We start from the raw sequence: 14,342 nt of genomic DNA on the forward strand, positions 1-14,342 counted from the left end.
CCTGACCTCGCGCCATCATGCCGCAAAACTGCCGCAGGGGTGCCGCCGAGGCTTGCGATTCTCATTCCAAGGGACTACCCAACCGCCCGAACCATCATGGAAATCGGAGGTTGACTATGGCCCGACCCAAGATCGCACTCATCGGCGCGGGGCAGATCGGCGGCACGCTCGCACATCTGGTCGCGATGAAGGAACTGGGCGACGTCGTCCTGTTCGACATCGCCGAAGGCACCCCTCAGGGCAAGGCACTGGATCTCGCCGAATCGGGCCCGGTCGAAGGTTTCGACGCCGATCTGAAAGGCGCCAACGCCTATGCCGACATCGCGGGCGCCGATGTCTGCATCGTCACCGCCGGTGTGCCGCGCAAGCCGGGCATGTCGCGCGACGACCTGCTGGGCATCAACCTGAAGGTCATGAAATCCGTGGGTGAGGGCATTGCCCAGCACGCCCCGAACGCCTTCGTGATCTGCATCACCAACCCGCTCGACGCCATGGTCTGGGCGCTGCGCGAATTCTCGGGCCTGCCGGCCGAGAAAGTCGTCGGCATGGCCGGCGTGCTCGACTCGGCGCGCTTCCGCTATTTCCTCGCGCAGGAATTCGGCGTGTCGAACAAGGACGTCTCGGCCTTCGTGCTGGGCGGCCATGGCGACACCATGGTGCCGCTGGCCCGCTACTCGACCGTCGGCGGCATCCCGCTGCCGGATCTGGTCAAGATGGGCTGGACCACGCAAGAGAAACTGGACTCCATCATCCAGCGCACCCGCGACGGTGGCGCCGAGATCGTCGGCCTGCTGAAAACCGGCTCGGCTTTCTACGCGCCGGCCGCCTCGGGCGTCGAAATGGCCGAAGCCTATCTCAAGGACCAGAAGCGCGTCCTGCCCTGCGCCGCCTATGTGAAGGGCGCCTACGGGCTTGACGGTCTCTATGTCGGCGTGCCGACCGTGATCGGTGCGGGTGGCATCGAAAAGGTCATCGACATCGCGCTGGACGCCGAGGAACAGGCGATGTTCGACAAGTCGGTCGACGCCGTCAAAGGTCTGGTCGCGGCCTGCAAGGGCATCGACCCGACGCTGGCCTGATCCGGCCCGCCTGACGGCAAACATGAAACCCCGCAGGCGCTGCCTGCGGGGTTTTTCCTTGCGCGCCCGTGGCCCACGCCTCAGACGAAGTTGAAATCCGAGGCACCCAGCGCCGAGGCGTTCACATTGACCAGCGTGATCGTGGTGCCGCCAAAGCTGACCAGCGCATTGCTGCCCGACTGGCTGATGTGCAGGTCGTCGAAACTGTCATAGCGTGTCCCCTGCCAGGTGCCGGCGGTGATGCGGATATGGTCGATGCCATCCTGCCAGTCGGTGATGCGGTCAGCGCCAAAGCCGGTGCCGAACAGGAACACATCCGCCCCGGCGCCGCCGGTCAGCACATCCGCCCCGACCCCGCCACTCAGCATGTCATTGCCGGCCGCGCCGTTCAGCACGTCATTGCCGCCGCCGCCCTGCAGCACGTTGTTGCCGGCGCTGCCGATCAGGCGGTCGCCGTAATTCGAGCCGTTGACGTTCTCGATCCCGATCAGCAGATCGCTGCCATGGCCGCCGCCGACGAATTGCGCCGTGGTCAGGCCAAGGTTCACCGTCACCCCGGCATTGGCATTGCCATAGGCCACAGTGTCGATCCCCGCGCCGCCGTTCAGCGTGTCATTGCCCATGCCGCCGTTCAGCAGATCATTGCCGCCGCCACCCTGCAACACATTCGCCCCGGCGCTGCCAAGGATGGTATCGGCATAGGCCGAGCCATTGACGTTCTCGATATTCAACAGCGTATCGCTGCCCTGCCCGCCGCCGATCACCTGCGCCCCGGTCAGCGCCAGATTGACCCGGATGCCGCTGGTCGCATTGCCATAGCCGGTCAGGTCGACGCCATCGCCGCCGTCCAGCCGGTCATCGCCCGCCCCGCCGATCAGCGTATCGCGCCCCGAGCCGCCCTCGACCTTGTCATTGCCGCCATAGCCCAGGAAATAATCGTCGCCATCCTCCAGCTCGATGGTGTCATAGCTGCTGACGGTGCGGATGCCGCTCAGATTGAACACATCCGCGCCGCCGGTGCCGGCAATATCGTAATAGGAGAAATCCAGCGTCTCGGCGCCGCTGACATGGGCGGCGTCCAGCATCAGCCGCGACACGGTCAGATCGCCCGACAGCCGGATCACATCGGCACCGTCGCCGCCGTTGAACGTATCGAGCCCCGGATCCGTGCCGCCGATATAGAAAGTGTCATCGCCGGTGCCGCCGATCAGCAGATCGTTGCCCGAACCGCCGATCAGCGAATCCGCACCGGCGCCCCCGTTCAGCGTGTCATTGCCCGAGCCGCCGTCGATCTTGTCATTGCCGATATAGCCGGTAAAGCGGTCGTCGCCGTCATTCATCTTGATCCAGTCGTAGCTGGTCACATAGGTCAGCCCGCTCAGATCAAAGACATCCGCCCCGCCCGTGCCGGCGATATCGTAATAGGAAAAATCCAGCGTCTCGGTGCTGGTCAGATGCGCAGCATCCAGCGACAGCTGCGCGACGGTCAGATTGGCCGACAGCCGGATGATGTCTGCGCCATCACCGCCGTCGAAGGTGTCGATCCCCGAATCCGTGCCGCCGATATAGAAGGTGTCATCGCCGGTGCCGCCGATCAGCTGATCGTTGCCCGAACCACCAATCAGCGAATCCCCGCCAGCGCCCCCGTTCAGCGTGTCATTGCCCGAGCCGCCATCGACCAGATCCTTGCCGCTATAGCCGGTAAAGCGGTCGTCACCATCGTTCATCTTGATCCAGTCATAGCTGCTCGCATAAGTGAGCCCGCTCAGATCAAAGACATCCGCCCCGCCCGTGCCGGCAATGTCGTAATAGGAAAAATCCAGCGTCTCGGTGCTGGTCAGATGCGCGGCATCCAGCGACAGCTGCGACACGGTGACATTGCCCGACAGCCGGATCACATCTGCGCCGTCGCCACCGTTGAACGTGTCGATGCCAAAATCCGTGCCGCCAATGTAAAAGGTGTCATCGCCGGTGCCCCCGTTCAGCGTGTCATTGCCGCCGTTGCCGGTGATGCGGTCATTGCCGGCCAGACCGTTGATCACATCCGCGCCCGAGGTGCCATTCAGCGTATCCGCGCCGCTACTTCCATCAATCGCCATCTTGCGTCTCACTTGTTCTGAATGCGCCTTTGTCGCCAAGAAGCTCTGCCGCCGCAGACGAACTTGTCAAAGCAAATCTGGACGGATCGGCACCTGCCGATGACCCGGTACAGGGCCCGGCCTCAGCCCCCGGCGCGGGCCCGGCAGTTGCTTGCGGTAACGGCGGAAAGTTTTGCGATCACAGCTTGATTTTATGTGATCACAAAAGCTGGAAACAGGTCGATTTTCCGCATTTTCCGACTCTTGGCGCTTTGGAGGGGTCTGCGAATATGCCACAAGCCGGCCAACCGATCTTAGCGGGGAATGACGATGAACATCCATGAATACCAGGCCAAGGCGCTGCTGCGCCAATACGGCGCTCCGGTCTCCGACGGCCGGGTCGTGATGAAGGCCGACGAGGCCAAGACCGCCGCCGGCGAGCTGGACGGCCCGCTTTGGGTCGTCAAGGCGCAGATCCATGCCGGCGGTCGCGGCAAGGGCCATTTCAAGGAAAAGGAAGCCGGTGACAAAGGCGGCGTCCGTCTGGCGAAATCCGTGGCCGAGGCCGAGGAACTGTCACGCCAGATGCTGGGCCGCACCCTGATCACGCATCAGACCGGCGAAACCGGCAAGCAGGTCAACCGCATCTATATCGAAGACGGCAGCGACATCGCGCGCGAGCTCTACCTCGCGCTGCTGGTTGATCGCGGCACCTCGCGCATCAGCTTCGTCGCCTCGACCGAAGGCGGCATGGACATCGAGGAGGTCGCGGCCTCGACCCCCGAAAAGATCGTCAGCTTCTCGGTCGATCCGGCCTCGGGGCTTTCGGATTTCCACGGCCGCCGCGTGGCCTTTGCGCTGGGTCTGACCGGTGGTCAGGTCAAGCAATGCGTGGCGCTGGTGAAAAACCTGTATCGCATGTTCATCGAAAAAGACATGGAGATGCTGGAGATCAACCCGCTGATCGTGACCCCCGAAGGCAACATCAAATGCCTCGACGCGAAAATGGGTTTCGACAACAACGCGCTCTATCGCCAGCCCGACATCCTCGCGCTGCGTGACGAGACCGAAGAAGATCCCAAGGAACTGGCCGCCTCGAAGTTCGACCTGAACTACATCGCGCTCGACGGCGAGATCGGCTGCATGGTGAACGGCGCGGGTCTGGCGATGGCCACCATGGACATCATCAAACTGTTCGGGGCCGAGCCCGCGAACTTCCTTGATGTCGGCGGCGGCGCGACCAAGGAAAAGGTCACCGAGGCGTTCAAGATCATCACCTCGGACCCGAACGTCAAAGGCATTCTGGTCAACATCTTCGGCGGCATCATGCGCTGCGACATCATCGCGGAAGGCATCATCGCCGCCGTGAAAGAGGTCGGTCTGCAAGTGCCGCTGGTCGTGCGTCTGGAAGGCACCAACGTCGAGCTGGGCAAAGAGATCATTTCGAAATCCGGCCTGAACGTGATCGCCGCAGATGACCTGTCGGACGCCGCCCAGAAAATTGTCAAAGCGGTGAAGGGGTAATTCCATGGCCGTTCTCGTTAACAAAGACACCAAAGTCATCTGCCAGGGCATCACCGGGTCTCAGGGCACCTTCCACACCGAACAGGCGATCGCTTACGGCACCAAGATGGTCGGCGGCGTGACCCCCGGCAAAGGCGGCTCGGAACATCTGGGCCTGCCGGTCTACAACTCGGTCCATGAGGCCGTGGCGAAAACCGGCGCCAATGCGACCGCGATCTATGTGCCGCCGCCCTTCGCGGCCGATTCGATCCTGGAAGCCATCGACGCCCAGATCCCGCTGATCGTCGCCATCACCGAGGGCATCCCGGTTCTGGACATGATGCGGGTGAAGCGCGCGCTGCAAGGCTCGAACTCGCTGCTGATCGGCCCGAACTGCCCCGGCATCATGACGCCGGACGAATGCAAGATCGGCATCATGCCGGGCTCGATCTTCCGTCGCGGCTCGGTGGGCGTCGTCTCGCGCTCGGGCACGCTGACCTATGAAGCGGTGAAACAGACCTCGGACGTGGGTCTGGGCCAATCCTCGGCCGTGGGCATCGGCGGCGACCCGATCAAGGGCATGGAGCACATCGACGTGCTGCGCATGTTCTTGGACGATCCGGAAACCGAATCGATCATCATGATCGGCGAAATCGGTGGCTCCGCCGAGGAAGAGGCCGCCGAATTCCTGGCCGAGCAGAAGAAAAAGGGCCGCTGGAAGCCGACCGCCGGTTTCATCGCTGGCCGCACCGCGCCGAAGGGCCGCCGCATGGGTCATGCCGGTGCCATCGTCTCGGGTGGCAAGGGCGACGCGGAATCGAAGATCGAGGCCATGAAATCGGCCGGGATCATCGTCGCCGACAGCCCGGCAGGTCTGGGCGAGGCCGTTCTGAAGGCGCTCGGGCGGTAAAGTGCCGGGATTCGGGGCCGGAACCGGTCACGAATTCGTAAGACTTTTGACTTAGGCGTAGCCCCTGCCTACCTTGTCAGGGGCTACGCAATACCGCCACAGGTGGAAAATTGGACCGCAGAAGCATCAGCCCCGATCATCTTGCCCGGCCCTTCAGGGTCCGGCGCGGGATTCGGTTGCTGGCCGTCGCCACGCTGGCGCTGGCGGCCGCCGCCTGCGGACGCGGTCCGACCGAGGACATCCTGCGCGGCGGCGTGCCCGCCCGCACCAACCTGCACCAGACCACCGGCCTGCCCAGCGAGGCGGTGCGCACCGTCAATCGCAACGATGCCGGCTGGCGCGTGATCTTTCACCCGGCCCGCGCCCCCGTCGGCGCCGAGCAGCAGGCCGCGCGCGCGTTGTGCGGTCTGGAACGACGTGCCGTCTCCAGGATCGAGCGGCTGCCTCTCGATGCGCCAACCGACGATCCGGGCGCGGTCAAGTTCGATATCATCTGTGCCTGACCCGACCGCCCCCGTGACTGACGACCCCAAGACCGGCGCAGGCCCGGCCCGAACCGCAGAGACGCTCTCTGCCCCTTTCCCAGCCGCCTGAGCGCGACGGCAAGCAACTGGACGATCAGAAATGAACGATCAATCCCCCAACGCAACCTTTCACGATTCGAGCTTTCTGCAGGGCCATAACGCGGCCTATGTCGAACAGCTCTACGGCCAGTGGGCCAAGGACGCCTCGGCGGTGGACGCGGCATGGGATGCCTTTTTCCGCAGCCTCGGCGATGACGAGGCGACCGTCACCCGCGAAGCCAAGGGCGCAAGCTGGCACCGCGCCGACTGGCCGCCGGCGCCTTCGGATGACACCACGGCGGCGCTGACCGGCGAATGGCCGATGCTGCCCAAGGCCGAGGCCAAGGCCGCGCTGGACAAGATCGCCGCGAAAGCCGGTGAAAAGGGCGTCAGCCTGACCGACGACCAGCTGAAGCGCGCCGTTCTGGACAGCATCCGCGCCATCATGCTGATCCGCGCCTTCCGCATCCGGGGCCATCTGCACGCCGATCTGGACCCGCTTGGCATGCGCGAAGTGCCCGACACCGGCGAGCTTGACCCGCGCACCTACGGCTTTACCGAGGCCGACATGGACCGGCCGATCTTCATCGACAACGTGCTGGGCCTGCAGATCGCCTCGATCCGCCAGATCACCGATCTGATGAAGCGCACCTATTGCGGCACCTTCGCCATCCAGTTCATGCATATCTCGAACCCCGAGGAAGCCGCCTGGCTCAAGGAACGGATCGAGGGCTACGGCAAGGAAATCGCCTTCACCCGCGAAGGCCGCCGCGCCATCCTCAACAAGCTGGTCGAGGCCGAGGGCTTCGAAAAGTTCCTGCACGTCAAATACATGGGCACCAAACGCTTCGGCCTTGACGGTGGCGAGGCGCTGATCCCCGCGATGGAGCAGATCATCAAGCGCGGCGGCGCGCTTGGCGTCAAGGACATCGTGGTCGGCATGCCGCACCGCGGCCGCCTGTCGGTGCTGGCCAATGTGCTCAGCAAACCTTACCGCGCCATCTTCCACGAATTCCAGGGCGGCAGCTACAAGCCCGATGACGTGGACGGCTCGGGCGACGTGAAATACCACCTCGGCGCCAGTTCGGACCGCACCTTCGACGACAATACCGTCCACCTGTCGCTGACCGCCAACCCCTCGCACCTCGAGGCGGTGAACCCGGTCGTGCTGGGCAAGGTCCGCGCCAAGCAGGACCAGCTGTCGGACACCACGCATCGCACCGCAGTGCTGCCGATCCTGCTGCATGGCGACGCGGCCTTCGCCGGTCAGGGCATCGTCGCGGAATGTTTCCAGCTTTCGGGCATCCGCGGCCATCGCACCGGGGGCACCATCCATATCGTGGTGAACAACCAGATCGGCTTTACCACCGCGCCGCATTTCTCGCGCACCTCGCCCTATCCGACCGATATCGCGCTGATGGTCGAGGCGCCGATCTTCCACGTCAACGGCGACGACCCCGAGGCCGTGGTCCACGCCTCGCGCGTGGCGACCGAGTTCCGGCAGAAGTTCCACAAGGACGTGGTCATCGACATCTTCTGCTATCGCCGCTTCGGTCACAACGAAGGCGACGAGCCGATGTTCACCAACCCGGCGATGTATAAAAACATCAAGGGCCACAAGACCACGCTGCAACTCTACACCGACCGTCTGGTCGCCGACGGCCTCGTGCCCGAAGGCGAGATCGAAGAGATGAAGGCCGCCTTCCAGGCGCATCTCAACGAGGAATTCGAGGTCGGCAAGAACTTCAAGCCGAACAAGGCCGACTGGCTGGACGGCAAATGGTCGGGCCTCGAAGCCGAGGGCGAGGAATACACCGCCGGTCAGACCGGCATCGCCCCCGACACCATGGCCGAGATCGGCACCGCGCTGACCCGCGCGCCTGACGGGTTTGAACTGCACAAGACCGTGGGCCGGCTTCTGGACGCCAAGAAGCAGATGTTCGAAACCGGCAAGGGCTTCGATTGGGCCACCGGTGAGGCGCTGGCCTTCGGCTCGCTGCTGGTCGAGGGCTCGCCGGTGCGTCTGGCCGGTCAGGACTCGACGCGCGGCACCTTCTCGCAGCGCCATTCGGCCTTCATCGATCAGGTCACCGAGGAACGCTACTATCCGCTGAACCACATCCGGGGCGGGCAGGCGCGTTACGAAGTCATCGACTCGATGCTGTCGGAATATGCGGTGCTGGGCTTCGAATATGGCTATTCGCTGGCCGAGCCGAACACGCTGACCCTGTGGGAAGCCCAGTTCGGCGACTTCGCCAACGGCGCGCAGATCATGTTCGACCAGTTCATCAACTCGGGCGAAAAGAAATGGCTGCGCATGTCGGGCCTCGTCGTGCTGATGCCGCATGGCTACGAAGGCCAGGGCCCCGAGCACAGCTCGGCCCGGCTGGAACGCTGGCTGCAAATGTCGGCCGAGGACAACTGGATCGTCGCCAACTGCACCACGCCGGCGAACTATTTCCACATCCTGCGCCGTCAGCTCAAGCGTCCCTTCCGCAAGCCGCTGATCATGATGACGCCGAAATCGCTGCTGCGTCACCCGATGGCGGTCAGCAAGGCCGAGGAATTCCAGACCGGCTCGACCTTCCACCGCGTGCTGTGGGACGATGCCGAACGCGGCCATTCCGAGCTGCAACTGAAACCCGACGACCAGATCAAGCGCGTCGTCATCAGCTCGGGCAAGGTCTATTACGACCTGCTGGCCGCGCGTGATGCCGCCGGCGCCGATGACGTCTATCTGCTGCGTCTGGAGCAATTCTATCCCTTCCCGGCGCAAGCCATGTCGAAGGAACTGGAACGCTTCAAGGACGCCGAGATCGTCTGGTGTCAGGAAGAGCCCAAGAACATGGGCGGCTGGTCCTTTGTCGAGCCGAACATCGAATGGGTGCTGTCGCGCATCGGTGCCAAGCATGGCCGTGCCCGCTATGTCGGCCGCGCCGCCTCGGCCTCGCCGGCCACGGGTCTCGCTTCGCGCCACAAGGCCGAGCAAGAGGCGCTGGTGACCGAAGCCGTCACGATCGGGGCCTGAGATGCCCGTCGAGTTGCGCGTCCCCACTTTGGGGGAATCGGTCTCTGAAGCCACCGTCGCCACCTGGTTCAAGAAACCGGGTGACACGGTGGCGGTGGACGAAATGCTGTGCGAGCTGGAAACCGACAAGGTGACGGTCGAGGTGCCCTCGCCCGTCGCCGGCAAGCTTGCCGAAATCCTCGCCCCCGAGGGCGAGACGGTGACGCCCAATGCGCTGCTGGCGATGATCGCCGAGCAGGGCGACGCCGGCCCCGAAGAATTGTTGCCCAAGGCTGAAGCGGGCGCGAAGCCCAAGGAAGGACAAGGAAAGATGAGCGGAAAGTCCGTCGATGTTATGGTGCCCACCCTGGGCGAAAGCGTGACCGAGGCGACCGTCGCCACCTGGTTCAAGAAGGTCGGCGACAGCGTCGCGCAGGACGAGATGCTGTGCGAGCTGGAAACCGACAAGGTTTCGGTCGAGGTGCCCGCCCCCGCTGCTGGCGTTCTGGCCGAGATCCTCGCCCCCGAGGGTGAGACCGTGGACGCATCGGCCCGCCTCGCCATCATCACCGAAGGCGCCGCCGGTGCCGCCGCCCCCGCCCCCGCCAAGGCCGAGCCTGAGGCGAAAAAGGCCGCTGCCGTTGAATCGCCCGGCGCCGGCCCGGAAACCGTGACCCCGCGCAAGGATGTCGAGGACGCGCCTTCGGCCAAGAAAGCCATGGCCGAGGCCGGCGTCTCGCGCGATGCCGTCACCGGCACCGGCCGCGATGGCCGCGTCATGAAAGAGGATGTCGGCCGCCCCGGCTCCGCCCCGGTGGCCTCGGCCGCGCCGACCCCGGCCGCCGCGCCGCGCGCGCCCAGCTCGGCCGATGACGCCGCGCGCGAGGAACGCGTCAAGATGACCCGCCTGCGCGCCACCATCGCCCGCCGGCTCAAGGATGCGCAGAACACCGCCGCGATGCTGACCACCTATAACGAGGTGGACATGAAGGGCATCATGGACCTGCGTAACGAATACAAGGACCTGTTCGAGAAGAAGCACAAGGTCAAGCTGGGCTTCATGTCCTTCTTCGTGAAGGCCTGCTGCCACGCCCTGAAAGAAGTGCCCGAGGTCAATGCCGAAATCGACGGCGGCGATGTGGTCTACAAGCACTTCGTCCATATGGGCGTGGCCGTCGGCACCCCGAACGGTCTGGTGGTTCCGGTCCTGCGCGATGCCGATCAGAAAAGCTTTGCCCAGATCGAAAAGGAAATCGCCGAACTCGGCGCCAAGGGCCGCGACGGCAAGCTGACCATGGCTGAAATGCAGGGCGGCACCTTCACCATCTCGAACGGTGGCGTCTATGGCTCGCTGATGTCATCGCCGATCCTGAACCCGCCGCAATCGGGCATTCTGGGCATGCACAAGATCCAGGAACGCCCGGTGGCGATCAACGGTCAGGTGGTGATCCGCCCGATGATGTATCTGGCGCTCAGCTACGACCACCGCATCGTCGACGGCAAGGGCGCCGTGACCTTCCTCGTGCGCGTCAAGGAAGCCCTGGAAGATCCGCGCCGCCTGCTGATGGATCTCTGAACCATGGCGATGCGCGCGCCCCATGCCTCCGGCCCCGCCGGGACCGGGCGCGCGCATCCCGGTCCTGCTCGGCGGGCCAGAGGTGCATCGGGCGGTGCATCCGGCGGTGTACGACCTGTGTACGCGCGGTGTACGCCTGCTGCACGGCTGTCACAGCGCAATCGCCTGCAATTGCTGGGTGAAATGCGGATCGGCCCCGGACTGTTGCCCGGGCAACGCACGCAGCGCGTGGCACCCGCCGTTCCGGCAACCCAAACCCGCCCCGGATCGTTGCGGTCACGACCGGCAAAATGCGGGCAGCCTTTCGGCCCGACCTCGATCCATCGCGCGGCCTGCCGGCCCGTCCGCGCCCCCCATAGGCCAGGAGCCGAACCATGACCCAGATGATCGCCCGCTACAGCTTCGCCAATTACGCCACCTTCAAGACCGCCTTCGACGATGACGCCGAGGATCGCGGCAACAGCGGCCTGTCGCTGCTGCAGCTCTGGCGCGAAAACGACCGCACGGCATGGGCGCTCTTTGCCGTCAGCGACGCCCCGGCGGCGCGTGACTATCTGCAGGGCGCGGCTGGCGTCTTCAACAGTCAGGCCGGGGTCACCGACACCGATTTCCATCTGGTCGAGACGGTCTGATGGCGGCTGAAACCACCGCTCTGGCCTTGGCTGCGCTGCTTCAGGCAGCGCAGATCGGGCTGGCCGCCGTCTCGATGAATGGCGACGTGGGGGCGCGCTGGAACGCCAGCCCCCGCGACACCCAGCCCGAATTCTCGGCCCGCACCGGGCGGCTGCGGCGCGCGGTGGACAACCATTTCCAGGGGCTGATCCTGTTCACCATCGCCGTGCTTCTGGTCGCGCTGACCGACAGCGGCGGCGAGGTGACGGCGATCTGCGCCTGGGCCTATCTGATTGCGCGGATCCTCTACGTGCCCGCCTATGCCCTGGGCTGGTCGCCCTGGCGCTCGGCGATCTGGGGCGTGGGGTTTCTGGCCACAATGGTGATGATCGTCACCAGCCTTTTCTCATAGACCCGAACCGGCGCGTGCGGCGCCGGACCTGTTAAGGAGACCTGAATGTCCACCTATGATCTGATCGTGATCGGCGCCGGCCCCGGCGGCTATGTCTGCGCCATCCGCGCCGCCCAGCTGGGCCTGAAGGTCGCCTGCGTCGAGGGCCGCGAAACCCTTGGCGGCACTTGCCTGAACGTCGGCTGCATCCCGTCCAAGGCCCTGCTGCACGCCAGCCACATGCTGCACGAAAGCCACGAGAATTTCGCCAAGATGGGCCTGATGAACGCCCATGTCGACGTCGACTGGTCGCAGATGCAAAGCTACAAGGCCGAGACGGTCGGCACCAACACCAAGGGCATCGAATTCCTGTTCAAGAAGAACAAGATCGACTGGATCAAGGGCTGGGCCGAGATCGAGGGCGCCGGCAAGGTCAAGGTCGGCGACACCACCTATGAGACCAGGAACATCGTCATCGCCACCGGCTCCGAACCCTCGGCGCTGAAGGGGGTCGAGGTCGACAATGCCGGCGGCGTCGTGGTCGATTCGACCGGCGCGCTGGTCCTGCCGAACATCCCGAAATCCATGGTGGTGATCGGCGCCGGCGTCATCGGCCTTGAGCTTGGCTCGGTCTATGCGCGTCTGGGCGCCGAGGTGACCGTGGTCGAATTCCTCGACTTCATCACCCCCGGCATGGACGGCGAGGTGCAAAAGCAGTTCCAGAAGATCCTGACCAAGCAGGGCCTGAAATTCGTCCTCGGCGCCGCCGTCTCGGGCGTCACGACCGACAACGGCACCGCGAAAGTCACCTACAAGCTGCGCAAGGACGACAGCGAGCATGTGATCGACGCCGATTGCGTGCTGGTCGCCACCGGCCGCCGCCCCTATGTCGCGGGCCTTGGCCTTGACAAGCTGGGCGTCGAAATGACCGAGCGCGGCTTCGTCAAGGTCAATGATCACTGGCAGACCAGCGTCAAGGGCATCTATGCCATCGGCGACGCGGTTCCCGGCCCGATGCTGGCCCACAAGGCCGAGGATGAGGGCATGGCGGTGGCCGAGGTCGTTGCCGGCAAGCATGGCCATGTGAATTACAACGTCATCCCGGGCGTGATCTACACCACCCCCGAAGTGGCCAGCGTTGGCCTGACCGAAGAGGCCGCCAAGGACAGCGGTCGCAAGATCAAGGTCGGCAAGTTCCCCTTCATGGGCAATGCCCGCGCCAAGGCCCTGTTCCAGGCCGATGGCTTCGTCAAGATGATCGTCGATGCGGAAACCGACCGCGTTCTGGGCTGCCATATCATCGGCCCGAATGCCGGCGAGATGATTCACGAGGTCTGCGTGGCGATGGAATTCGGTGCCGCAGCCGAGGATATCGCCCTGACCTGCCACGCCCACCCGACCTGTTCGGAAGCGGTGCGCGAGGCGGCTCTGGCCTGCGGCAGCGGCGCCATTCACGTCTGAATCGGCGCCCATCGGCGGATCTCCACCGATACAACCGGAAATTGACGGCAATAAACCGCCGACAGGGCCGCGCAACACCGCGCGGCCCTTATCTTTCGGTTCCCCGCCCGCCTGCCCTGTGGCTAATCGAAGGGAATGACATCACGAGGGCAGTCATGAAATCCATGTTCCGACTGTTGGTGCTGGGCAGCCTGCTGGCCGCGACCAGCGCCTGCGGCGACAACCGGGTCGATCCCGACCGCCGCTATCTGGTCGAACCGCGCGCCACTGCTGCCGAAACCGTCGGCCTGCACGCGAACGAAACGCCCGAGCTGCGCCGGCTCATCAACAAATACGCCGCCGAATATCAGGTGCCGGTCGATCTGGTGCACCGCGTCATCATCCGCGAATCGCGTCACCGTCCCGGCGCCCGCAATGGCCCCTATTACGGGCTGATGCAGATGCTGCCCGCCACCGCGCGCGGCATGGGCTATCGGGGCAATGCCACGGGTCTGCTGGATGCGGAAACCAACCTGAAATACGGCGTCAAATACCTGCGCGGCGCCTATGTGGTCGCCGGCGGCAATTACGACGGCGCGGTGAAATGGTATTCGCGCGGCTATTACAACGAGGCCAAGAAAAAAGGCCTGCTGGAAGAATCCGGCCTGCGCTGATCCTAGCGCCCCTTATCGAAAAGGCCCCTGCCGCGGCGGGGGCCTTTTGCATTGCCGCGCGGTCAGCCTAGGGGCGGTTGTAGCGCAGAAAGGGTGAACGTTTGCCAACCCGGTCATACAGCATTCGCCCGGCGTAATTGTCCTCGGCGGTCAGCCAATAGACCGTCGGCACGCCCGCCGCATCGGCGGCGGCATAGACCGCCTCGATCAGCCCCCGCGCCACGCCCCGGCCCCGGGCCTCGGCATCGGTGAACAGGTCCTGCAGATAGCATACACCCTCATCGCGCCACAGATTGGGGTGGAACACGTAATGCACCAGCCCCAGCAACCGCGCGCCGTCCTGCCGCACCAGCCCGTGGAAATCGCGCGGATCATCCGACATCAGCCGGGCAAAGGCCTTGTCATAGAATTCCGCCGGGCGGTCGTGAAAGCCGTAGAACGCCTGATAGCCCTGATACAGCCGCTGCCATTCGGCGCGATCGCCGGGTTGCAGGCTGCGGATCATGCTG

General features: G+C 64.6%; 12 protein-coding genes. 10 read left to right on the plus strand and 2 right to left on the minus strand.

Features of this window, described 5'->3' with window-relative positions:
* Window positions 1–116: 116 nt before the first annotated feature.
* Window positions 117–1,079, plus strand: a complete 963-nt coding sequence (gene mdh, locus GL279_RS09595) for a malate dehydrogenase (protein ID WP_155064408.1) — start codon at window positions 117–119, stop codon at window positions 1,077–1,079.
* Between the two features lie 80 nt (window positions 1,080–1,159).
* Here mdh and GL279_RS09600 read toward each other — a convergent pair whose 3' ends face one another.
* The gene (locus GL279_RS09600; protein ID WP_155064409.1) at window positions 1,160–3,178 is read right to left on the minus strand and encodes a calcium-binding protein; all 2,019 of its coding nucleotides are present in this window, start codon (window positions 3,176–3,178) and stop codon (window positions 1,160–1,162) included.
* A gap of 309 nt (window positions 3,179–3,487) precedes the next feature.
* Here GL279_RS09600 and sucC point away from each other — a divergent pair, with 309 nt between their 5' ends.
* The 9 genes from sucC to GL279_RS09645 all read left to right on the plus strand — a co-directional run bounded on the left by sucC (window position 3,488) and on the right by GL279_RS09645 (window position 13,833).
* Window positions 3,488–4,681: an ADP-forming succinate--CoA ligase subunit beta gene (gene sucC, locus GL279_RS09605; protein ID WP_155064410.1), complete on the plus strand. Its 1,194-nt coding sequence runs from the start codon at window positions 3,488–3,490 to the stop codon at window positions 4,679–4,681.
* A gap of 4 nt (window positions 4,682–4,685) precedes the next feature.
* Window positions 4,686–5,570 (plus strand): succinate--CoA ligase subunit alpha, encoded by an 885-nt coding sequence (gene sucD, locus GL279_RS09610; RefSeq protein ID WP_155064411.1) that lies wholly within the window; start codon window positions 4,686–4,688, stop codon window positions 5,568–5,570.
* A gap of 176 nt (window positions 5,571–5,746) precedes the next feature.
* On the plus strand, window positions 5,747–6,073 hold the full coding sequence (locus GL279_RS09615; RefSeq protein WP_155064412.1) for a hypothetical protein: 327 nt from the start codon (window positions 5,747–5,749) through the stop codon (window positions 6,071–6,073).
* 121 nt (window positions 6,074–6,194) lie between these two features.
* The gene (locus GL279_RS09620; RefSeq protein ID WP_155064413.1) at window positions 6,195–9,161 is read left to right on the plus strand and encodes a 2-oxoglutarate dehydrogenase E1 component; all 2,967 of its coding nucleotides are present in this window, start codon (window positions 6,195–6,197) and stop codon (window positions 9,159–9,161) included.
* Between the two features lies 1 nt (window position 9,162).
* Window positions 9,163–10,716, plus strand: a complete 1,554-nt coding sequence (gene odhB, locus GL279_RS09625; protein WP_155064414.1) for a 2-oxoglutarate dehydrogenase complex dihydrolipoyllysine-residue succinyltransferase — start codon at window positions 9,163–9,165, stop codon at window positions 10,714–10,716.
* A 374-nt stretch (window positions 10,717–11,090) separates the two neighbouring features.
* A complete protein-coding gene (locus GL279_RS09630; protein WP_155064415.1) occupies window positions 11,091–11,348 on the plus strand; it encodes a hypothetical protein in 258 nt (85 codons plus the stop codon).
* Window positions 11,348–11,740 (plus strand): MAPEG family protein, encoded by a 393-nt coding sequence (locus tag GL279_RS09635; RefSeq protein WP_155064416.1) that lies wholly within the window; start codon window positions 11,348–11,350, stop codon window positions 11,738–11,740. Before GL279_RS09630 ends, GL279_RS09635 begins: the two co-directional genes overlap by 1 nt.
* 45 nt (window positions 11,741–11,785) lie before the next feature.
* Window positions 11,786–13,180, plus strand: coding sequence for a dihydrolipoyl dehydrogenase (gene lpdA / locus GL279_RS09640; protein WP_155064417.1), 1,395 nt, complete (start codon window positions 11,786–11,788; stop codon window positions 13,178–13,180).
* 155 nt (window positions 13,181–13,335) lie between these two features.
* The gene (locus tag GL279_RS09645; RefSeq protein WP_155064418.1) at window positions 13,336–13,833 is read left to right on the plus strand and encodes a lytic transglycosylase domain-containing protein; all 498 of its coding nucleotides are present in this window, start codon (window positions 13,336–13,338) and stop codon (window positions 13,831–13,833) included.
* Window positions 13,834–13,900: 67 nt separating this feature from the next.
* On the opposite strand, the gene GL279_RS09650 is transcribed toward GL279_RS09645, so the two are convergent.
* Window positions 13,901–14,338 (minus strand): GNAT family N-acetyltransferase, encoded by a 438-nt coding sequence (locus GL279_RS09650; protein ID WP_155064419.1) that lies wholly within the window; start codon window positions 14,336–14,338, stop codon window positions 13,901–13,903.
* Between the last annotated feature and the right edge of the window lie 4 nt (window positions 14,339–14,342).

Source organism: Paracoccus limosus (assembly GCF_009711185.1).
GTDB lineage: Bacteria > Pseudomonadota > Alphaproteobacteria > Rhodobacterales > Rhodobacteraceae > Paracoccus > Paracoccus limosus.

Bases quoted from the DNA above. Each gene is read 5' to 3' on its own strand.
- mdh (WP_155064408.1), top strand. From the start codon at position 117: ATGGCCCGACCCAAGATCGCACTCATCGGCGCGGGGCAGATCGGCGGC.
- GL279_RS09600 (WP_155064409.1), bottom strand. From the start codon at position 3,178: ATGGCGATTGATGGAAGTAGCGGCGCGGATACGCTGAATGGCACCTCG.
- sucC (WP_155064410.1), top strand. From the start codon at position 3,488: ATGAACATCCATGAATACCAGGCCAAGGCGCTGCTGCGCCAATACGGC.
- sucD (WP_155064411.1), top strand. From the start codon at position 4,686: ATGGCCGTTCTCGTTAACAAAGACACCAAAGTCATCTGCCAGGGCATC.
- GL279_RS09620 (WP_155064413.1), top strand. From the start codon at position 6,195: ATGAACGATCAATCCCCCAACGCAACCTTTCACGATTCGAGCTTTCTG.
- odhB (WP_155064414.1), top strand. From the start codon at position 9,163: ATGCCCGTCGAGTTGCGCGTCCCCACTTTGGGGGAATCGGTCTCTGAA.
- GL279_RS09630 (WP_155064415.1), top strand. From the start codon at position 11,091: ATGACCCAGATGATCGCCCGCTACAGCTTCGCCAATTACGCCACCTTC.
- GL279_RS09635 (WP_155064416.1), top strand. From the start codon at position 11,348: ATGGCGGCTGAAACCACCGCTCTGGCCTTGGCTGCGCTGCTTCAGGCA.
- lpdA (WP_155064417.1), top strand. From the start codon at position 11,786: ATGTCCACCTATGATCTGATCGTGATCGGCGCCGGCCCCGGCGGCTAT.
- GL279_RS09645 (WP_155064418.1), top strand. From the start codon at position 13,336: ATGAAATCCATGTTCCGACTGTTGGTGCTGGGCAGCCTGCTGGCCGCG.
- GL279_RS09650 (WP_155064419.1), bottom strand. From the start codon at position 14,338: ATGATCCGCAGCCTGCAACCCGGCGATCGCGCCGAATGGCAGCGGCTG.